This window comes from Bradyrhizobium guangzhouense, from assembly GCF_004114955.1.
Taxonomy (GTDB): domain Bacteria; phylum Pseudomonadota; class Alphaproteobacteria; order Rhizobiales; family Xanthobacteraceae; genus Bradyrhizobium; species Bradyrhizobium guangzhouense.
The window spans coordinates 4,089,151-4,109,386 of the sequence record NZ_CP030053.1 but is presented as its reverse complement, the minus strand read 5'-3'; the positions used below and the strand labels follow the sequence as shown (position 1 = coordinate 4,109,386).

Annotated in this window: 21 protein-coding genes; 9 read left to right on the top strand and 12 right to left on the bottom strand. The window is 65.2% G+C overall.

The genetic code is table 11. The features are described from left to right. Positions 1-10: 10 nt before the first annotated feature. Both XH91_RS19805 and XH91_RS19800 read right to left on the bottom strand, forming a co-directional pair. Positions 11-2,092 carry a methyl-accepting chemotaxis protein gene (locus XH91_RS19805; protein WP_128952127.1) on the bottom strand — a complete coding sequence of 694 codons (2,082 nt, stop codon included), beginning with the start codon at positions 2,090-2,092 and terminating at the stop codon, positions 11-13. A 99-nt stretch (positions 2,093-2,191) separates the two neighbouring features. Continuing rightward, on the bottom strand, positions 2,192-2,629 hold the full coding sequence (locus XH91_RS19800) for a DUF1810 domain-containing protein (protein WP_128952126.1): 438 nt from the start codon (positions 2,627-2,629) through the stop codon (positions 2,192-2,194). Between the two features lie 191 nt (positions 2,630-2,820). Between XH91_RS19800 and XH91_RS19795 the strand changes: the two genes are divergently transcribed. Both XH91_RS19795 and XH91_RS19790 read left to right on the top strand, forming a co-directional pair. After that, the gene (locus XH91_RS19795) at positions 2,821-3,792 is read left to right on the top strand and encodes a DUF2778 domain-containing protein (protein WP_128954917.1); all 972 of its coding nucleotides are present in this window, start codon (positions 2,821-2,823) and stop codon (positions 3,790-3,792) included. Between the two features lie 66 nt (positions 3,793-3,858). After that, on the top strand, positions 3,859-4,116 hold the full coding sequence (locus tag XH91_RS19790; RefSeq protein WP_128952125.1) for a hypothetical protein: 258 nt from the start codon (positions 3,859-3,861) through the stop codon (positions 4,114-4,116). A 169-nt stretch (positions 4,117-4,285) separates the two neighbouring features. Here the strand turns inward: XH91_RS19790 and XH91_RS19785 are convergent, their stop codons facing one another. Continuing rightward, complete coding sequence (locus tag XH91_RS19785; RefSeq protein ID WP_164934155.1) at positions 4,286-6,142, bottom strand: tannase/feruloyl esterase family alpha/beta hydrolase; 1,857 nt, start codon at positions 6,140-6,142, stop codon at positions 4,286-4,288. 509 nt (positions 6,143-6,651) lie between these two features. Between XH91_RS19785 and XH91_RS19780 the strand changes: the two genes are divergently transcribed. Then, a complete protein-coding gene (locus XH91_RS19780) occupies positions 6,652-7,155 on the top strand; it encodes a MarR family winged helix-turn-helix transcriptional regulator (protein WP_245477155.1) in 504 nt (167 codons plus the stop codon). A gap of 46 nt (positions 7,156-7,201) precedes the next feature. Here XH91_RS19780 and XH91_RS19775 read toward each other — a convergent pair whose 3' ends face one another. The 6 genes from XH91_RS19775 to XH91_RS19750 all read right to left on the bottom strand — a co-directional run bounded on the left by XH91_RS19775 (position 7,202) and on the right by XH91_RS19750 (position 12,408). Continuing rightward, complete coding sequence (locus XH91_RS19775; protein ID WP_128952123.1) at positions 7,202-7,984, bottom strand: ABC transporter ATP-binding protein; 783 nt, start codon at positions 7,982-7,984, stop codon at positions 7,202-7,204. Continuing rightward, complete coding sequence (locus XH91_RS19770) at positions 7,972-9,027, bottom strand: dihydrodipicolinate synthase family protein (protein ID WP_128952122.1); 1,056 nt, start codon at positions 9,025-9,027, stop codon at positions 7,972-7,974. Before XH91_RS19770 ends, XH91_RS19775 begins: the two co-directional genes overlap by 13 nt. 6 nt (positions 9,028-9,033) lie before the next feature. Next, positions 9,034-9,855 (bottom strand): GNAT family N-acetyltransferase, encoded by an 822-nt coding sequence (locus tag XH91_RS19765; RefSeq protein WP_128952121.1) that lies wholly within the window; start codon positions 9,853-9,855, stop codon positions 9,034-9,036. Further along, on the bottom strand, positions 9,842-10,879 hold the full coding sequence (locus tag XH91_RS19760) for an NAD-dependent epimerase/dehydratase family protein (RefSeq protein ID WP_128952120.1): 1,038 nt from the start codon (positions 10,877-10,879) through the stop codon (positions 9,842-9,844). The genes XH91_RS19765 and XH91_RS19760 overlap by 14 nt, the downstream gene beginning before the upstream one ends. 29 nt (positions 10,880-10,908) lie before the next feature. Then, positions 10,909-11,679 (bottom strand): ABC transporter permease, encoded by a 771-nt coding sequence (locus XH91_RS19755; protein WP_128952119.1) that lies wholly within the window; start codon positions 11,677-11,679, stop codon positions 10,909-10,911. A gap of 81 nt (positions 11,680-11,760) precedes the next feature. Continuing rightward, a complete protein-coding gene (locus tag XH91_RS19750; RefSeq protein WP_128952118.1) occupies positions 11,761-12,408 on the bottom strand; it encodes a TetR/AcrR family transcriptional regulator in 648 nt (215 codons plus the stop codon). A gap of 99 nt (positions 12,409-12,507) precedes the next feature. Here XH91_RS19750 and XH91_RS19745 point away from each other — a divergent pair, with 99 nt between their 5' ends. The 6 genes from XH91_RS19745 to XH91_RS19720 all read left to right on the top strand — a co-directional run bounded on the left by XH91_RS19745 (position 12,508) and on the right by XH91_RS19720 (position 17,126). Then, positions 12,508-13,512: an ABC transporter substrate-binding protein gene (locus XH91_RS19745; protein WP_128952117.1), complete on the top strand. Its 1,005-nt coding sequence runs from the start codon at positions 12,508-12,510 to the stop codon at positions 13,510-13,512. A gap of 276 nt (positions 13,513-13,788) precedes the next feature. After that, positions 13,789-14,487, top strand: a complete 699-nt coding sequence (gene minC / locus XH91_RS19740) for a septum site-determining protein MinC (protein WP_128952116.1) — start codon at positions 13,789-13,791, stop codon at positions 14,485-14,487. 19 nt (positions 14,488-14,506) lie between these two features. Continuing rightward, a complete protein-coding gene (gene minD, locus XH91_RS19735) occupies positions 14,507-15,322 on the top strand; it encodes a septum site-determining protein MinD (RefSeq protein WP_128952115.1) in 816 nt (271 codons plus the stop codon). Then, positions 15,319-15,600: a cell division topological specificity factor MinE gene (minE, locus tag XH91_RS19730; RefSeq protein ID WP_128952114.1), complete on the top strand. Its 282-nt coding sequence runs from the start codon at positions 15,319-15,321 to the stop codon at positions 15,598-15,600. Before minD ends, minE begins: the two co-directional genes overlap by 4 nt. A 168-nt stretch (positions 15,601-15,768) precedes the next feature. Next, on the top strand, positions 15,769-16,842 hold the full coding sequence (locus XH91_RS19725) for a linear amide C-N hydrolase (protein WP_128952113.1): 1,074 nt from the start codon (positions 15,769-15,771) through the stop codon (positions 16,840-16,842). A 98-nt stretch (positions 16,843-16,940) separates the two neighbouring features. Continuing rightward, positions 16,941-17,126 carry a hypothetical protein gene (locus XH91_RS19720; RefSeq protein ID WP_094974415.1) on the top strand — a complete coding sequence of 62 codons (186 nt, stop codon included), beginning with the start codon at positions 16,941-16,943 and terminating at the stop codon, positions 17,124-17,126. 6 nt (positions 17,127-17,132) lie between these two features. On the opposite strand, the gene XH91_RS19715 is transcribed toward XH91_RS19720, so the two are convergent. The 3 genes from XH91_RS19715 to XH91_RS19705 form a co-directional block, all read right to left on the bottom strand. Then, positions 17,133-19,244, bottom strand: coding sequence for an ATP-binding protein (locus tag XH91_RS19715; RefSeq protein WP_128952112.1), 2,112 nt, complete (start codon positions 19,242-19,244; stop codon positions 17,133-17,135). Between the two features lie 132 nt (positions 19,245-19,376). Beyond that, a complete protein-coding gene (locus XH91_RS19710) occupies positions 19,377-19,625 on the bottom strand; it encodes a hypothetical protein (protein WP_128952111.1) in 249 nt (82 codons plus the stop codon). A gap of 202 nt (positions 19,626-19,827) precedes the next feature. Then, on the bottom strand, positions 19,828-20,220 hold the full coding sequence (locus XH91_RS19705) for a hypothetical protein (protein WP_128952110.1): 393 nt from the start codon (positions 20,218-20,220) through the stop codon (positions 19,828-19,830). Positions 20,221-20,236 lie beyond the last annotated feature (16 nt).

The window sequence follows — 20,236 nt, the reverse complement described above, 5'->3', positions numbered from 1 at the left end:
GCGACAGATCCTACGCCGCCCTGACTTCGCCGAGGAAGCGATCGAACTGGCCGGCGAGGTCACGCGACTGCGTCGAGAGCTGTTCGGCGGCGCCGAGAACTTCCCTTGCGGCCGTACCGGTGTGGTCGGCGGCGCGCTGCACGCCCGATATGTTGGTGTTGACCTCCTGGGTGCCGCGCGCGGCTTCCTGCACGCTGCGGGCGATCTCCTTGGTCGCCGAGCCCTGTTCCTCGATCGCGGCCGCAATCGCGGTGCCGATCTGGTCGATTTCGGCGATGACGTCGGCGACATTGCGGATCGCGGCGACGGTCTCGTCGCTGGCGGTCTGGATCGCGGTGATCTGCTCGGAGATCTCGGTGGTGGCCTTGGCGGTCTGGCCGGCCAGCGATTTCACTTCGGAGGCGACGACGGCAAAGCCGCGGCCGGCGTCGCCGGCACGGGCGGCCTCGATCGTCGCGTTGAGTGCCAGCAGGTTGGTTTGCTCGGCGATGCTCTGGATCAGCGTGACGACGTCGCCGATCTTCTGCGCGCCCTCGGCTAGCGTACGCGCGGTGTCGCCGGTACGGCGGGCATTGTCGACGGCGCGGGCTGCGATCTCGGTCGATTGTGCGACCTGGCGGCCGATCTCGGCGATCGAAGAGGTCAGCTCTTCGGTCGCGCTTGCGACCGTCTGCACGTTGGTCGAGGTCTGCTCGGAGGCGGCGGCGACGACCGCGGCCTGGCTGTTGGTCTGGGCCGCCGTCGAGGTCATCGACTGCGCGGTGCTCTCCATGGTCGAGGACGCCTGCGACAGGCCGCCGACCAGCTCGGTGACCTTGGCTTCGAAGGCGCGGGTCAATTCGTCGAGCGCCTGGGCGCGGCGCATCTTGCCGTCGTTCTCGGCCTGCTTCTCGGCGGCGAGCCTTTCGGCCCGGATCATGTTGTCCTTGAAGACCTGGACGGCGGCGGCCATCGCGCCGATCTCGTCGGAGCGGTCGGCGCCGGGGATGTCTTCCGCAAGCTCGCCGTCCGCAAGCCGTGACATCCGGCTCGTCAGGCCGACGATCGGGGCGCAGACGCGGCGGCGGACCGTCACGATGAGGCCGGCGCTTGCGATCAGCACGGCGAGCAGGCCGACCAGTGCGATCGTGAAACTGGTACGCGCGGCGGCAGAGGCGCCGGCGAGAACCTGCTCGGCATTGTCGTAGAAGGCGTCGCGGACCTCAATGATGGTGCCGAGGCCGCGTTGCGTCGAGGCGAAGTAGGTGTCCATATCGTGTTCGTACTTGCCGGTGATGGCACCGTCCTTCACGAGCTTGAGCTCGCGGCCGAACTCCTCGACATAGACCGCATTGAACTTCTCCAGCGCAGCGGCGACATTCGCAGGGGTGGCTGGATTGCCGCGTAGCTCCTGCAGCGACATCACGATCTGGTCGTTGCGGCCCTGCGAGCGATTGATGTCGGCCTTCTCGGCGTCAGTCGCCGGTTTCTTGCCGCCGACGAGGTTCTTGTGCAGGCTGGAGTTGAAGCCGCCGACGTCGCGCAAAGTCATGGCGATGTTGGCGTAGCTGGCTTGCCGGTAGGCGTCGCCGTTGAGGATCGCCATGCGGCGGACCTGCTCGTTGAGCAGTGCGGTCACCCCGCCGTTGAGCACGGCATTGTCGGCGACGATCTTCTTGGCCGCGTCCTTGCGCGCATCGGCCGGACCGGCCAACGCTTTGTCGATGGCCTCGCGTAAGCCAGTGAACTTCGCATTGATGCCGTCGATGTTGCTGCCGATGGTGGCGCCGTCGTCGAAGGAAGCAGGCAGCTCCTTGCGTAGCGCATTCATCTTGTCGCGGGCGCCATCGGTCTGCTTGCGCAGCTTGTCCTGCTCGGCGAGCTGCGCGGGATCGATGGTTGCAGGCCCGTAGAGGATGTTGGTGGAAAAGCCGCGTTCGGGATTGAGATAGCGCGGGATGTCGCTGACGGCGCGGACGATCGCGAGCCGGCCCTGTGCCTCGGTAATCCGCTCGATCGTCTGGTATTTGGTCACGGCGACATAGACGGCGAGGCCGCCGCCGACGGTCGAGAGCGAGACGATGGCGGTGGTCAGCAGCGTACCGATTTTCATGATCTGTCCGGCAATTGGCGCGGGGAATGATTTCTCCGAGAAAAATAGAGGGAGCCTGTTAACCGCGGGTTTACGTTGCTCGCGCCGTAGCTGCGCCAGCTAGGTCTTTCGATCGAGAGCTGCCAGGATTTCCAGCGTCGCATCGTCGCGCTTGCCGGCGAAATATCTGGCGAGCGCTTCGTTGAAGACGGGATCGTCGGACACGGCGTCGAATAGCGTCATCGACGAGCGGAATTTGGCATCATCGGGCGCGCCAAGGATTGCATTGATGGTTTGCCCCTGCACAGCGAGGACAAGGCGGGTGCATTCGACCAGGCGAGGGCCGAGGACGGGGTGGGCCAGATAGGCTTTGGCCTCCGCCCGCGAGCTGATCGCATAACGCTGCGACATGGCGCTGAAGCCGAGGCCTGCGATTTGCGGAAAGACGAACCACATCCAGTGGCTTTGCTTCCGGCCTTGGCCCAGCTCCGTTAAAACGGCGCGAAAAACCGGGTCCTGGGCTCTCAGGAAGCGCTCTAGATCGAAAGGATCGGTCATTGGATACCTCCGGACGGCTTTCCGGCCGCGATTATGCCTAACTTTTGGCTCCCAATGTGGTAGCTGGTAGAGAGTCTCCGGGTGGGGGTTGGGTCCCCCGGGGGTGTCGATTTGGGGATCTGATGGTTTCCGACCGCGTACGCGCCGACAGGCTGTTGTCGCGCCGCCGTATTGGGCGAGCCGAGACGATATTGCTGTCCATGGCTGCGATCGCGCTGGCGCTGGGTGCCGCCGCGTGGGTCGCGGATATCGGCGTTCCGAATTCGGGCGATTCGAGCTCGCTGGTGACGGCCGCGCTGCCGCCGGCCAATTCTCCCTCGTTCGCCGATCGCTTCGCCTCGCTGTCCGGCAACAGCACGCCCGCGCGCGAGCCTGGCCTGCGGACGATGGAGCGCTCCGCCCTGAATGCGGTCCAGCTCAAGCTGCGCGATGCCAAGGCGATGCTCGCCCAGAAGCTCCAGGGCGATGACTGGCGTTCGACCTTGATCGACAACGATCAGGCCGCGACCGAAGAGACGGCAAAGCCGTCGCAGCGCGCCGATAACGTCCCGATGCCGCGCTCGCGGCCGGTGCAGGCCGACTTCTCAGCTCAGATCGCTTCGAGCCAGGCCTATGCCGATGCCAATCCCCGGGTCGACAACCGCAACTTCTTCGAGAAATTCACCGACAAGATCAGGCTGGCCTCCTTGACCCCCAGCGACGGCCTGTTGGGCAGGGCGCCGGATCTGGCTGCGCTTGGCTACGATTCGCACACGGCGGTCTATGACATCAAGGCCAAGGCGCTCTATTTGCCGAGTGGCGTTGCGATCGAGGCCCATTCGGGCATGGGCGCGCTGATGGACGACCCTGATCATGTCGACCAGCGCATGGTCGGCGCGACCCCGCCTGCGACCTACGACCTCAAGCCGCGCGAAAAGCTGTTCCACGGCGTGCGGGCGCTGCGCATGACGCCGACTGACGGCACCAGCGCGCTCGGCCGCGTCGGCCTGCTCACCCACACCTACATGCTCGGCCCGCGCGGCGATTCCAACGGTTGCGTCTCGATCAAGGACTATGATCGCTTCCTCAAGGCCTATGACAACGGCGAGTTCAACCGCCTGGTCGTGGTGCCGAGCCTGAGCGGTGCGACGACCGCCTCGCAGCGCGCCAGCACCGACTCCTGATATTTGTCAGGTGCAGCGGCGCTGCCGTTTTCCCTTCGTTAAGCCGTTGTCGTCCAGAAGCAGCCCATGAGTGATCCAGCAAGCTCCGAGACCCCGCTGCGCACGACGTTCAAGATCAAGCTGAACGGTGACACGCTGGCGATCGCGACCGTCGGCCAGGCCTATCAATTCCTCACCAACTTCAAATCGGTCGAGTGGATGGAATTCCGCTCGCTGCATGAGGAGGCCGTCGCGGCGCTGGAAGGCGCTTCCGGCAACGCCATGCTCGCAGTCCAGGCGACGAACGCGGTGCGCGCCTTGTTCGTGAGCGCGAAGCTGCTCTAGGCGGATTGCATCATCTCCACTCACTCTCGTGTCCCGGCTCTGCGCCGCAGCGCGGGAGCGTTGCGGCGCAGAGCCGGAATCCAGAAAGCCGCAGGGTATGCGGTGAGATGGGCCCCGGCTCAGCGGCGCATCACTACGTGCTGCGCAGCGTCCGGGGCACCAACGACCCCTAATGCCGGTCGCCTCCGTGGCCGTCGTCATCGTCGTCGAAATCGTGGTCACCGCCGCGGCCGAAGTTGGGATCGACGCAGGCAAAGTTGGCGGCATCGCTGGTCAGGCCGCTGCCCTTGTACGATGCGATTCTGGGATAGACGCAGAGCGGCCGCGTGCCGCCGGTCGGGAAGTTCTGGGCCACGCGCGGATCGAACACGCCGCCGGCGGGGTAGGGCGAGGTGGTGTTGGTGTTGGCCGCGACGATGCGGTCCGGCGCGATGCCGTTCTCGACCCAGTCGGTGATCGCCTTGAGCTCGTTGCCGGCGAAGTTGTTGGTGGCCGCGCCGCCGCCGCAATGCGCCATGTTGGGCACCATGAACAGCCGCGCGAAATCGGTCGCGTGATTGTCCATGCGCCGGTTCATATGGCGGTACCAGCGGGCGATCGAGGCGCCCGAGAAGATGCCGTCATTGACGGAGGACGAGATGATCAGCTTGCCGCCGCGCGCTTTGAACGGACGTAGATCCGTTGCGACCGCTGCCATGAAATCCATCGAGCTCTCCGGATAGGCCGCGGTCTTCGTGAAGATCTTCGGCGCGTCGGTGTCGAAGTTGAACTTGAACACGAAGGCTTCCTGACCGGTCGGCCCGTTGACCGGCGTGACCACGGGCGGCGTCTGGAAGATCATCGGGATCGCGCCGGCGCCAAGCGTCAGGTTGATCGCTGTGTTGACGCCGGGTATCGGCGCAGTGACGACGTTCCAGAGTTGCCAGCCCGCGCCGGGCGCGGTGGGCGGCGTCCAGATGCCGGCGTCCCAGAACCAGTTCGAATAGAGCCGCTCGCCCCTGGAGTTGACCGGTCCGGCGTAGATCTTCTTCAGACCATCGACCTGGCCGCTGGTGAGGCAGGTGCCGCCATGCGGCGTGCTGCCGTGCGAGCCGGTGCCGCAAGTGTAGCTCGCGAGCGCCGGATAGACCTTCTTCGCCGTGCAGGCGTGGTAATTGTCGATGATGCCGTCGACGAGACCGTCCAGCGCATCGCAAGCGCTCAGGATCGCGGCGGATGCCACCTGAAGGTCCTGCTGCGGGAAGGTATCGGGAATGAACGGCTGGCCGTTGACGTCCTTGCTGGTTGCGAGCGTGCCGAGCACCTGCTCGTTCCAGGCTTCGGCGAGTGCGGCCTGCGGCAGGTTGAAGCCGGGATTTTGCGAGATCACGCCGTCGAACAGCCAGGGCGAGCGCTGTGACGCCACCATCGCATCGCGGCCGCCGTTCGAGCAGCCCATGATGTAGGAATAGACGGTGTCGAGGCCGTAGAAATAGGAGATGATCTGCTTGGCCGTCGTCGCCGTCTTCTCGATGCCGTTGTAGCCGTAGTCGCGGCGCGCCTGCGCATCGATGGCGAAATGCGCGGAGCCCCCGGCATTGGCGTCGTCGTCCTGATAGCCGCCGACCGCATTGGCCGGATTGTCTTCGTGGCCGCCGTCATCGGCCGCGACCGCCCAGCCCTGGCCGACCTCGACGCCGGCCGCGCCTTGCGGGTCGGCATTGAGGCTGCCGTCGGTGCCGCCGCCGCCCATCATCTCGAAGCGGCCGTGCCAGGTGTTGGGCAGGTTGAGCGCAAAGCCGATGCCGTAGGTGAAGTGATCTGGATCCTGCGTCGAGACGCGCTTGTTGATGATGCCGACCACGTTGCAATAGCCCGACTTCTGCGTCGCGCTCAGGATCTGGGTGTTCGGCAGCGTGAGGCCGGTGAGGGCGGTGCAGGACGCGCGCGGGGCGACGCCGCTCGGCGGCAGCCCGTGTGCGGTCGCCTGCGGGCCAACAGACGCCCATGTGGCGATGATCGTCGATGCCAGGAAAAGTCGTTTCATGTCATGTCCTCCCAGTTTCATGATTGCTGCGTGAACGAACGCGCCCGGCGCGCCGCCAGCCGGTGAGGCGTGGCGGCGTGATCTGCGACAGTGTTGTTGGGAGAGAAGCTCTCGCGCCAATGGTCGGCGCCAGCGCAGCATCGGCCGCGCGCAAAGACTTTCCGCCGCGATGCACGACGGCATGCGGATCGGCGTCCACCCCTGATGACGGCACCGAATTTCGCTCCCCTTGAACCCGCTCGTATGACGGCGGACTTTCACGATGCTTAAGGGAGCGATGTTGCCGTGTCAACATGACGCATCACGCGATATTGCCGTGCAACCTGTCGTAGAAGCTGTAGGCGCGCGGACGGAACCCGCCCGGCTTCTCGATCCGGCCGCGTTGCGTTAGACTTGCTGTCCGAATCCGCCGGATGCGCCTGCACCGGCTCTGCGAAAGATGCGGGTCGATGCAGCCAGGCAAGGCACGGGTGAGGAAACGGATCGCAGGACCGCAGCGGATAGCACGCGTGGCAAAGCCGTCGCGATCGGCGCCCCGCGCGGTGTCCGCCACCAAGCAGGCCAAGGTTAAACTCAAGGCCAAGCCGCCGGCGCTTGGCGACCTCACGCAGCTGTTGGGCTACAGCATCCGCAGGGCGCAGCTCTGGATCTTCAAGGAGTTCAGCCGGCAGCTGGCGGCCTTCGAGATCAGCCCCGCCCAGTTTTCCGTGCTCTGCGTGATCGACGCCAATCCGGGCGTCAACCAGCTCGCGGTCGCGCAACTGCTGTCGATCGAGCGGGCAGGGCTCGGCAGGCTGGTCGATCATCTGGAGAGCCGCGGCCTGGTACGGCGGACCGCCTCGGCGGTCAACCGACGCTACTACGTGCTCTATCTGACCGAGGCCGGTATCGCGCTGCTCGCCCGGATGAAGCCAGCGGCGGCCGAGAGCGACAAGGCGCTGGCCGCCAAGATCGGACCGCGCGCCTACAAGGAATTGCGCAAGGCCCTGTCGATCTTTGTCGAGGACGGCTGATCTGTCATTCCGGGGCGCGCCCCGGAATGACAGCAGGGGGAGCAGCCTACGCCGCGCCCAACCCGAGCTTCGCGTAGATACGCCTTGCATAGGCGCCGAACGCATCCGTCGTCTTCAGCGGCAGGTCGCGCGGGAAGGGCAGGTCGATCGGGAAATAGTCGGCCATCTTCGCGGGGCCCGCGGTGAGCACGGCGCAATGCGAGGACAGGAACACGGCTTCCTGGATCGAATGCGTGACGAAGATGATGGTCTTGCCGCTCTCGCGCCAGATCCGCAGCATCTCCAGATTCATCTGCTCGCGCGTCAATGCGTCCAGCGCGCCGAACGGCTCGTCCATCAGGATCAGCTTGGGATCGTGGATGAAGGCGCGTGCAATGGCAGTGCGCTGCTGCATGCCGCCGGAGAGCTCGCGCGGATATTTCTCTTCATAGCCCGATAGGCCGACCAGCTTGAGCAGGTCGCGCGCCCGCTCACGCGCCGCTTTCATCGGCAGGCCGACGATCTCGGCCGGCAGCAGCACGTTGTCCAGAATGGTGCGCCATTTCAACAACAGCGCCTGCTGGAACACCATGCCGATGTCGCGGCTCGGATCGAACGGGCTCTCGGCATTGCCGATACTCACCGTGCCGCCGTCGGCGCCGTGCAGGCCGGCCAGAATCTTCATCACCGTGGTCTTGCCGCAGCCGGACGGGCCGACCAGCGAGACCAGCTCACCTTCCTGCACGTCCATCGTCACGTCCGAGACTGCCAGGAATTCGCGGCCGCCGCTGCGATAGACTTTCCGGACGCCTTTCAGGCTGATGAAGGGTGTTGGGCTCATGCCAGCCATTTGCTCAAATTGGCGGCGACGAAGGCATCGTCGCTGAGATCGGAATGCTCGCGCGTGACGCGGTCGATCTCCTCGATCTGGCCGGGGCTGAGGCTCTCGTTCGGATCGAGGCACCACAGGCCCCGCATCAGGCCCTGACGCCGCAGCACCTCGTGGCAGCCTGCAATGCAGCCGTGAAAATTGTTGGCGACGTCGAAGAAGGCGCTGTTGCAATCGGTGACGCGGGCGTCGAGCGCGAGCAAATCGGCCGGCACGCTGTCCTTGTGCCGCGCCTGCTTGCAGCGCTCGAACTGCTTGACGGCGCTCGCGGTCCACACCGACCAATGGCCGAGCAGGCCGCCCTTGAAGTAGGTGCGCGTGGTGACGCCCCGGTCGCGAAGGTCGAACGGCAGCATCAGATCGAGCAGGATGTGATCGTCATTGCCGGTGTAGAGCGCGACGCGGTCGAGCGCGCCGGCGGCGGCGACACCGCGCAGCACGTCGAGCGTCCGATAGCGGTTGAACGGCGCGATCTTGATGGCGATGACATTGTCGATCGAGGCAAAGCGCTGCCAGAACCGGCTCGACAGGACGACGCCGCCAACCGCCGGTTGGAGGTAAAAGCCGACCAGCGGGATTTCGGCGGCGACCGCGGTGCAATGCGCGATGATCTCGTCCTCGGAGGCGCTCTTCATCGCGGCGAGGCTGAGCAGGCCGGCGTGATAGCCGATGTCGCGCGCGGTGCGGGCCTCGGCCACCGCCTGCCGGGTCGGACCGGCAAGGCCCGCGACCATCGCCAGCGGTCGCTTGGTCCAGTTTGCTGCCGTCTCGGCGGCAAGCTCGAGCACGGGCCGGTAGAGGCCGACATCGCGGATCGCGAATTGCGTGGTATGGACGCCGACCGCAAGGCCGCCGGAGCCGGCGTCGATGTAATAGCGCGTCAGCGCGCGCTGATGGCGTCTGTCGAGCTGACGTTCGGCGGTGAGCGCGAGCGGGTGCGCCGGCAGCACCGTGCCTTCGGCAATCAGCCTGCGGATGTCGCTGTTGATCTGGCTGTGGTGCATGATGTCCTATCCGAATTCGGGGCCGGCGACGGCGAATGGCATTTCATCGCCCGCTGATGTGGCTGGGCCGAACCGCATGCGCTGGAACGGGCGCTCGATGGTCCAGCCCGAGGCGGTCAATCCTTCCAGGAATGCGGCCTGTGGGGCGACCGCATCGATCAGCAGCGGCGCAGTCTCGGATCGCGCGATCGCGTGAACCAGCGCCAGCGCGTCGGCGGCATTGTCTGCGAACAGGGGGCCGATATGGCGCGCGGTCCTGCCGTCGCGGATCAGCGCGATCGCCCCGCGTGAGGCGGCAATGCGCGAGCCGGAGCGCTGCGCAAAGGCGGTCAGGAGAGCGGCGCGGTCGAAACCGGTTGCGCGCAGGTCCCGCGTGCGGAGCGTAGCGAGCGATGCGGCGGGTGGCGGTGGCGCGGGCAGGCGCATCGGCATGACCAATTTCAGCCGCCGCAATTGCAGCGTCGGCGTGAAGCCGAGCGGCCCGTAGACGGCGGCGCCGTCGGGCGTCGCATCGAGCCAGCTGGTCAGTCCGTTCCTGCGTGCGGTTTCAAGGCAGGCGTCGACCAGCCGCGTCGCGAGGCCGCGCCGGCGATGGCTTGATGTCACCAGCACCATGCTGATCCAGGCGTTGTTGCCGGAGTAGGGCAGCAGCGCGGCCGTGGCGACGAGCAGTGGGCCGTTGCGGATGCCGAACACGACGCCCTCGTGCAGGAAGACGCGCCAGTCCTCTTCGGTCTGGTTCCACTTCGCTTCCGTCGACAACACGAGCCCGGCGATCGCATCGTCGACGCCGAGCTTGACCACGGGCAGCCCGTCAATAACGGCCATCGCGCACCTCGTATTTTGTCGGCTTGCCGAGGCTCGGCATGGCGCGGGAGACCCAGTCGGCGGTCCAGGCGATCAGCTGCTCGGTGTCGACCACGGGCAGGCCGAACAGCTCGACGGCTTTCGATGTGTCGGTGAGCCAGGCCGTCGGCTCTTCCTTGCCGGTCAGCACCGGCGAGCGGCCGAAGCGGGCGCCGAATTTTTGCGCGAGATCGCGCACGCTGAGGATCTCATGCCCGCTGACATTGATCGGCGATGTCGGTGACGTGCAGTGGACGAGGCAACGCAGCGCCTGCGCGGAGGCATCGCCCTGCCAGATGAAATTGACGTGGCCGAGGCTGACATCGATCGGCACGCCGCTGAGCACCTTCGTGGCGATGTCGTGCAGCACGCCGTAGCGCATGTCGATTGCATAATTGAGCCGGAACAGCCGTCCTGACGTGCCGAACTTGTGCGAGAAATACTCGAACATGCGCTCGCGCCCGACGCAGGACTGGGCGTATTCGCCGGGCGGGTTCGGCGCCATCTCCTCGGTCGAGCCTTTGCCGTCGACCGGCACGAACGGATAGACGCAGCCGGTCGAGAACGCGACGATCCGCGACGACGGGAAGGCCTGTGCCACCAGCGCCGGGACGTGCGCGTTCATCGCCCAGGTCAGCGACAGATCGCCCTCGGCACCGAATTTGCGGCCGGCCATGAAGACGATGTTGGGCGCCTTCGGCAGCGCGTTGATCGCGGCCTCGTCCAGCAGGTCGCAATTGATGGTCTCGACGCCGCGCGCATGCAGCCAGTCCTTGACGCCGGCGTCGCTGAAGCGGGCGACGCCGATGACGCGGCGATCGGGTGCGGCAGCCTTCGCCAGCCCCGCCAGCGTCGGGCCCATTTTGCCGGCGACGCCGAGGATCATGATGTCGCCCTCGACCTTCTTGAGGTCGTCGATCAATGCCTGCGTCGGCCGGCACAGCAGATCGTCGAGGGCCGCGATATCAGGAATGGTCTTCGGCAGCGTCTGGCGGGTGAGCAGCATGGATCGGTCCTTCAGCTAAATCTGCCGTTTCAAGTTTGCCTGGCATCGCCGACCACGAACATGCGTTCGAGGGCGAGCACCAGGCCGTAGAGGGCGACGCCGAGCAGCGTCAGCAGCACGACGGCCATGACCATCGCCGGCGTGTCGAGCGAGGACTGCACCTGGATCATGAGGTAGCCGAGCCCGCGCTCGGAGGCGATGAACTCGCCGACGACGGCGCCGGCGACCGCTAGGATGGCGCCGACCTTCATGCCGGAGAACACGTAAGGCAGCGATCCCGGCAGCTGAATCTTGCGGAACAGCGTCCAGCGCGAGCCGCGCAGCGATTTGACGAGGTCGAGCAGGTCAGGCTCGACCTCGCGCAATCCCCGCGCGGTGGTGAGCAGGATCGGGAAGAAGCAGATGCTGAAGGCGATCAGGATGTTCGGCAGGATGCCGTAGGAGAACCAGACGATGAAGAGCGGGCCGAGCGCGACCTTCGGGATCATGTTCAGCGTCACGAACAGCGGCAGTAGCACGAGGCTCACCAGCGGCGCCCAGCTGAAGATCACGGCGAGCGCGACGCCGACGACCGCGCCGAGGGCGAAGCCGCCGAGGATCTCGATGGCCGTCACCAGCGTGTTGGTACCCCAGGCATAACTTGCAGTGCCCAGTGTCTGCACCGTCGCGAGTGGCGAGGGGAGGATGAATTTCGGCACGTGGAAGGCATCGACCGCGAGTTGCCAGAGCACGAGCACGGCGAGGTGCACGATCAGGACGATCGCAAAGCTGCGCGCCGGCCTTGCTCCGCCACCTGTCACCATCCGCTCCCTGTTGCTTCGGCCTCGCTGCCGCAGGCCGAGCCTAACCGTCTCTGGGGCAAGTTTCAACCATCTGGTTGATTACGGCCGGAGCGACTGCAGCACCAGATCGGCGACATGCCGGCGGCGCGCGCGCCGGGCGGTGCGGCTCGACAGGTCCTTGCCGAAGATCGCCGACAGCGTCGGCGTGTTGGAGAAGAAGAAATAGGAAAGGCCCGCAATCGAGATGTAGAGCTGGATGGGGTCGATCCCCTTGCGGAACATCCCTGAGCGCACGCCCTCATGGAGGATGTGCGAGACGCTCTTCACGAGCGGCGAATGCATCGCCTCCAGCCGGGTCGAGCCGCGCACATGGCGGGCGCCGCCGCGGTTCTCGTCGTTCAGGAGCACGATGAAATCGGGGTTTTCCGCCAGATGATCGAACGAGGCCTCGATCAGCCGGCGGATCGCCTTGTCCGGCGGCAGGCCTTCGAGATTGAGCCTGCGCTCCTGTTCGCGGATGTCCTCATAGACCCATTCGAGTACGGCGAGGTAGAGCGCGTCCTTGTCGCCAAAATAGTGATAGACCAGCTGCTTGTTGACGCCGGCGCGCTCGGCGATCTCGTCGACGCGGGCGCCCGCAAAACCATGCCTGGCGAACTCCTGGCGTGCCGCGGTGAGCAGTTTCTTGCGGGTCGCGACCGGGTCGCGGCGCTGCGGCACGGTGTCGCCTGAGCGTTTTGCGGGCATTTCCAACCAAACAGTTGACAAGTTGAGGGCGGGCTTGTTGCATTGGTAGCCGCACATGGCGGTAGCGACAAGCCGGGTCGCGGCAATGAGGAGAGTGCGATGAAGCGTTTGCAGGCTGCGATCGTAACCCTGATGCTCGGATGGCAGGTAGGCCCGGCAGGCGCGGGCGAGGCGGTCAACCTGATCCTGAACTGGACGCCGACCGCCGATCATTCGCCGTTCTACTACGCCAAGGCGCAAGGCTGGTACGAGAAATCAGGCATCGACCTCACCATCGAGGTCGGCAAGGGCTCCGGCGTCTCCGCCGCCAAGGTCGGCTCCGGCGGCTCGGCCTTCGGCATCGCCGATCTCGCCACCATGCTGGTTGCCAAGAGCAAGGGCGCCGATGACGTCGCTCTGATGAGCATTTACGCGAATACCGGCCAGACCTTCTACTGGCTGAAGAGCTATGGCGTGAACGGCGCGAAGGACTTTGCCGGCCACAAGATCGGTAACCCGCCCGGCGATGCCTCGCGGGTGATGTGGCCTGCATTCGCGAAGGCGGCGGGTCTCGCGCCCGACTCCGTCAGCTTCGTCAATATCGGGCCGACCGCCAAGATCGCCGCGCTGAAGAGCCACACCGTCGACATCATCAGCGACTTCTACAACGAGCACGATCTGAAGGTGATCGAGTTCGGGCCGGACCTCGGCTACGTCAACTGGAAGGACATCGGCCTCAATCCTTACGGCAATTCGCTGATCGTCAACGGCGCTTACTTGCAGAAGAACCCGAAGCTCGTCGAGGATTTCGTGCGCATCTCGCAGAAGGCCTTTGCCGCCTGCGTTGCCGACGTCACGCCGTGCCTGAAGGCGCTGCTCGACCAGGTCTCCGGTCTCGACAAGGAGAACCAGGAGCGCCAGTGGGAGCGCATCAAGTTCCTGATGACGGACGAGTTCACCACCACCAAGGGTCTGGGCTGGATCGACGGCGAGCGGATGAAGAAGGACTACGAGCTGGTCCAGACCTATCTCGGCATGGAGAAGCCGTTCGATGTGACGACCGCGTTCACGACGAAGATGCTGGATCCCGCCATCAAGATGGACGCGAGCAAGGTGAAGAAGTAGGGGGCTCGGTCGTCGCCTCACACTCCACTTGTGCCCCGGACGCAGCGCAGCGTCCCTTGACGGTGCGCTGCAGAGCCGGGGCCCATCTCGCCGAGAGCAACCCGCGTGGTTTGGGTCCCGGCTCTGCGGCGCACCGCTACGCGCTGCACCGCGTCCGGGACACGGGAGGGGGCCAACTAACTCGTCACTCACGTAACCCCACGGAGAAATTAACCGGCCATTAACCATATCGGCGGCATCGTTAACCATTCAATAACAGGGAACGAGTCGGCCGTTATGGAGGCTGCAGCAAAAGTTCAACGCCAAATGGTGCGCCTGCGCGGGCGCTCCTATGTGGCCTTCGTCTTCGTGCCGACGGTTCCGATCCAGGACTGGCTCCAGGAGATCGACACCACCATCGCGCGTTCGCCGGGCTTCTTTTCCGGTCGGCCCGTGGTGATCGACCTGTCCTCGGTCGATCTCAGCCAGGCCGGCATCGGCCATCTACTCACCAGCCTGCAGGACCGCAACATTCGCGTGCTTGGTATCGAGGGCGTGGACGAGGCGAGGCTGACGCCCATGATGCCGCCGCTGCTGTCGGGCGGGCGCAGTTGCGTGATCGAGCCAACCGCGGCGAAAAAGCCGGAGACCAAGGCCGAGACCAAGGCAACCTCGCTACTGCTCGACAGTCCGGTGCGTTCCGGCCAGACCGTGATCTTCCCCGAAGGTGACGTCACGATTCTGGGCTCGGTCGGCTCCGGCGCCGAGGTCGTTGCCGGCGGCTCCATCCACATCTACGGCGCGCTGCGCGGCCGCGCCATGGCGGGCGTGAACGGACACACGAGCGCGCGGATCTATTGCCAGAAGATCGAGGCCGAACTGCTTGCAATCGATGGATTTTATCAGACTGCCGACGACATCGACAGCGCCTTGCGCGGCCGGCCTGCCCAGGCCTGGCTACAGGGCAACACCATGCGAATTACTGCGCTGAACTGACCAGAAGGAGATATTTGAAATGGCCAAGGTACTGGTCGTGACATCAGGCAAGGGCGGCGTCGGCAAGACGACCACGACCGCCGCATTGGGAGCTGCGCTGGCGCAGCGCGGCGACAAGGTCGTCGTCGTCGATTTCGACGTCGGCTTGCGCAACCTCGACCTCGTGATGGGCGCCGAACGCCGCGTGGTGTTCGATCTGATCAACGTGGTGCAGGGCGTGGCCAAGCTCCCGCAGGCGCTGATCAAGGACAAGCGGCTGGAGAATTTGTGGCTGCTGCCGGCTTCGCAAACCCGCGACAAGGACGCGCTGACGGAAGAGGGCGTCGGCAAGGTCATCGCCGATCTGCGTAGCCGGTTCGACTGGGTGATCTGCGACAGTCCGGCCGGCATCGAGCGTGGCGCTTCGATGGCGATGCGCTTTGCCGATGAGGCCGTGATCGTCACCAATCCGGAAGTCTCCTCGGTGCGGGATTCCGATCGCATCATCGGTATGCTCGATTCCAAGACCGTGCGGGCCGAGAAGGGCGAGCGCGTCGAGAAGCACATTCTCATCACCCGCTATGATCCCTCGCGTGCCGCGCGCGGCGAGATGCTGACCATCGACGACATCCTGGAAATCCTCGCAACGCCCTTGCTCGGCATCATCCCCGAAAGCCAGGACGTGCTGCGCGCTTCGAACGTCGGCACCCCGGTGACGCTCTCAAACGCCGAAGGCGCACCCGCGCGGGCCTATATCGACGCGGCGAGGCGGCTGTGCGGCGAAACCGTCGCCATGCAAGTGCCTGTCGAGCGCAAGGGCTTCATGGATCGGTTGCTGCGACGGAGGGCTGCATGAGCATGGGTCTGCTCCGGCTTCTCCGCGGCAACAAGGCATCCGCACCCGTCGCTCGCGAACGGTTGCAGATCCTGTTGGCCCATGAACGCGGAATGCGCGGCCAGCCCGATCTACTCGGTGTGCTGCGTGAGGAAATTTTGGCTGTCGTCTCCAAGCACGTGATGCTGGATCCGACCAAGGTGATCGTCCGGCTCGAGCGGGGCGACGAAGTCTCGACCCTCGAGGTCGATATCGAGGTGCCCAACGATTTCGAGCGCAAGAAAGTGGCGGTCGGGTAGGGGGCGCGGCCGAAGACTTTGGGGTGGGTGAAGGCGGTCCGCTGGGCACAGCGGGCCGCCTTTGTCTTGCGTGCATGAGGTAACCACGGTTTCGCCCGATTCCGTCTCGACGCTGGATTGTCATGGCAGGACCTTGCGCGTCCTGCTGGTTCGGGAGGGGATGCCGCCATGCCGTCGAGACAACCTATCCGTTATCGCTTTTTGGCCGTGACAATCGCCGCTGCGATGGCCGTCGCGCCGTCGATCTCGCTGGCCTGCACGCGCCTGGTTTATCTCGGCGCGGGCAATCAGGTGATCACGGCGCGTTCGATGGACTGGAAGAGCGACGTCGCCACCAATCTCTGGATCTTTCCGCGCGGCATGGCACGCAGCGGCGAGGTCGGACCGAGCTCGCTGACCTGGACCTCGAAATACGGCAGCGTCATCGCGTCGGGCTACGACATTTCCACGACCGACGGGCTCAACGAAGCCGGCCTGATGGCCAACGTACTGTGGCTGGTCGAATCGGAATATCCAAAGTTCGACGGGAGCAAGCCTGGCCTGACCATCGCGGCCTGGGCGCAATATGTGCTCGACGAGTTCGCGACCGTCCAGGAGGCGGTGGACGCGCTCGCCAAGGAGCCCTTCACGATCGTGACCGACAACGTACCCGGCGAGAAGCGGCTCGCAACGCTGCATCTGTCGATGTCGGATGCCACCGGCGACAGCGCCATCGTCGAATACATCCAGGGCAAGCAGGTCATCCACCACGGCCGCCAATACCAGGTCATGACGAACTCGCCGACCTTTGACGAGCAGCTCGCGCTCAATGCCTATTGGAAGCAGATCGGCGGCACCGTGTTTCTGCCCGGCACCAACCGCGCCTCCGACCGCTTCGCGCGCGCCTCGTTCTACGTCGACGCGATCCCGAAGGACGAAAACCCCGACCGCGCGCTCGCCGCCGTGTTCAGCGTGATCCGCAACACTTCGGTGCCGTTCGGCATCACGACGCCGGACCAGCCGAACATCTCGTCGACCCGTTGGCGCACCGTCGCCGATCACCAGCGAAAGCTCTATTTCTTCGAGTCGGTGCTGACGCCGAACACGTTCTGGGTCGATCTCAAGAGGGTCGATTTCTCGCCGCAAACGGGGAAGGTGAAAAAGCTCGATCTCGGCCCGGATCAGGATCACACCTTTGCCGGCGATGCGACCGCTAGCTTCCGCGAGGCCGAGCCGTTCAAGTTCCTGGGACTGCCGATGTGATCGACTGCGGGCGGAACGGGCAGCGCGGCGAGATCGTTATCAGCGAGCCGCGGAGCGCCGAGCCGGGCGCCGCGGTGTCCGCAAACGGGAGAGCGCCCATGATGTCCGAGGTCCAGGTTCACACCGTCGCCCGACAGATGCTGGAACAGCATGGTTTCGCGGCGATCGCCAAGGCTGCCGAGCAGGCGCAGGCCTGCGAGGGGCGCGGGGAGGCTGACGAAGCCAAGGAATGGCGTCACATCGCCGATGCCATGAAAATCATGCGCGGCCCGGCGCACAGCTGAGCGCCGTCAGGCCTTTCCGGCTCCATCCTTGATCATGTCGAGGACCCGGCTCGCCAGCGCCTCGACCACGAACGGCTTCGTCAGCACCTGCATACCGGGCGCGAGCTGTCCGTTGCCGATGATGGCGTTCTCCGCATAGCCCGTGATGAACAGAACTTTCAGTTCGGGGCGCGTGAGACGCGCCGCATCCGCGAGCTGGCGGCCGTTCATGCCGCCGGGCAAGCCGACATCGGTGATGAGCAGGTCGATTGTCGCATCCGATTGCGACATCCTCAGTCCGGTCGGGCCGTCATGGGCCTCGATCACGCTGAAGCCGATCTCTTCCAGTGCGTCCGTCAGCAGCATCCGGATCGAGGGCTCGTCGTCAACGACCAGAATGGTGTGGCTCGTCTGAGGTCGCTCCGTGGTCTTGCTGGCGAGCGCGGACGGTTTGTCAGTATCCTTGCCGTAATGCCGCGGCAGATAGAGGCACATGGTCGTGCCCTGGCCGACCTCGGAATAGATCCGCACTTGTCCGCCGGACTGGCGCACGAAGCCGTAGACCATCGAGAGGCCGAGGCCGGTGCCCTGGCCGATGGGCTTGGTGGTGAAGAACGGATCGAAAGCGCGCTCGATCACATCGGGGGGCATGCCGATGCCGGTGTCGGTGACGCAGAGCGAGACATATTGTCCGGGCTCCAGATCGCGCTCGCCCGCGCCATGTTCGTCGAGCCAGCGATTGGCGCTCTCGATGGTAATGCGGCCGCCTCGCGGCATGGCATCACGGGCATTGATGCACAGATTCAGGAGCGCGTTCTCGAGTTGCGAGTGATCGATCAGCGTCGACCACAGGCCGCCGGCGGCGACGACCTCCACGGCGATCTCGGGCCCGACCGTGCGGCGGATCAACTCCTCCATTCCCATCACCAGCCGGTTCAAATCGGTTGGCCGCGGGTCGAGCGTCTGCCGTCGCGAGAAGGCGAGCAGACGGTGGGTCAGCGCGGCCGCGCGCTTGGCGGCGCCTTGTGCCGTCGTGACGTAGCGGTCGATTTCCTTGACACGGCCCTGGCCGAGCCGTGTCTGCAGCAATTCCAGAGAGCCAATGATGCCGGTGAGCAGATTGTTGAAATCGTGGGCGATGCCGCCGGTAAGCTGGCCGACCGCTTCCATCTTCTGCGACTGGCGCAGCGCCTCCTCGGCCTGGCGCAGCCGTTCCTGCTCCCTCAGGCGTTCGGTGACGTCGTAGGAATATTGGTAGGCGCCGAGGAGTCTTCCGTCGCCATCGCGCAGGCAATTGAACCGCATCTCATAGAAGCGGCGGGCCCGCCCGGGTTCGCCGAACTCCGCGACCTCGACAAAGGACTCGCCGGCAAGCGCGCGTGTCCAGACGGCGCGGATGGCCTCCAGATGCTGCGGCTGGTCCTTAAGCACTTCAAGCATGTTGTCACCGACCTTCGGCAAGATGCCGTAGATGCGGTGAAATTCACGGGCCGAGGCCCCATTGATGGCAAGCCAGCGAAAGTCCGGGGCGACGACCTGCACGAAAGCATCGGTGCCCTCGACGAGGTCGGCAAAGACTTTGCGCTCGGCGACCGCCGCGACCACGCGCGCTTCCAGCGTCTCGTTCAGGCGCTGTAGCTCTTCCTCGGCCCGCTTGCGCTTGGTGATGTCCTGGAACAGCACGGCGACCTGCTTGCGGCTTTCGGGTTCGACCCGGAAGGCAGCAAGCTCGAGGTAGCGGCCCGTCGCGACCAGTTCGCGCTCGAAGCGAATCGGGACGCCGGTGCGCAGGACGCCGCCGTAAAGCTCCACCCAACCGCCGGCTTCATCGGGGACCATCTCGCGGACCTTCTGGCCGACCACGTTGGGAATGCCCGCATGCTGGGTATAGGCGGGATTAGCCTCGACATGGACGTAGTCGCTGAGCGGACCATGGGGACCGTCGAAGAACTCGATGATGCAAAAGCCTTCGTCGATCGAGTTGAACAGCGTTCGGTAGCGCTCCTCGCTTTCGGCGAGTGCGGATTCGACCTTCTGGCGCTCGCTGACGACGGCGATCCGCTGCGCCTTGAGGCGTGCGTTTTCCTCCTCAAGCGCCTTCAGGCGGCGTTGCAGGTTCTCAAACTCGATCGAATCCACAAGCGCTCGCGGGGTTGGGCGTTTCCAGGACGGCTCTCCAGCCTGTTCGCGCATTCTACTGGGCGGAAGCCCCGCGGCAAGCCGTCCATCTCAACCCGACCGGAACCGGCGGGTTCCCGCGTGATCCGCGGCTCAGCGCTCGCCTTGCTCGGCGCCTTGCGGCACCGGCTTGTGATGGGTCTGCGGCTGAGCCCGCTCGCCGGCCTCCTGGCAGGGAAGCTGCTCCCAGGACCCATCGGGGCCCTGCTGATAGGCGCTGCAGGACGAAGAGGCCGCCTTGTCCTCGCCCTTCTGGGCGTCGGCATTTCTCGCCAGCGCTGGCGCTGCCAGCACGGCGCTCACCGCGAGCGCACCGGCGAAGACAAGATGAGGTATCCGCATGGGGGTCTCCGGGTTGAAAACACCCGCATGCTGGCGAGGAATGTGACAATTATGGGCCGGAGCGGCGGTTCCGTCGCGGCGTGCTTAACGGCCAGGCGATGCCTAAAGCGCGATGAGTTTAGGATGAATCGTCATCGCGCTTAGGCTGTTGTTTGAGCATGATCTTTTCGGAAAACCGCTGCGCGCTTTTCCGGATCACGCTCTAGCCGCCCTTGCTGCGGATCAGACCGGCGAGGCTGGTCTTCTGCTTTTCGCACCAATTGCTCATGCCGAGCCGGCGCTGGTCGAGGTCCGTCATCTGGGTTGCGACCGCGACCTCGGCCATGATGTCGTCGGCCTGCTTCTCGCCCATCTTGCCGCCGGTGTGCATCCAGGCAATTGCCTTGCGCACCTGCTCGGTGGTGCCGTCGGGCAGTTGCATCTGCTGGGCCTTTTGCACCAGATCCTGATAGACCACGTCCGTACCAGGACACTCGACCTTGGCGGCGAAGGCCTGCAAGACCATCGTCACATAGTTCGAGCGTGTGTGGTCGTCAGCCGCCTGGGCTGGAGCTGCGATCAGCAACAGGCCTGCCATCAGCAAAGGGGCGCGCATCCCTGGGTCCTCCTCG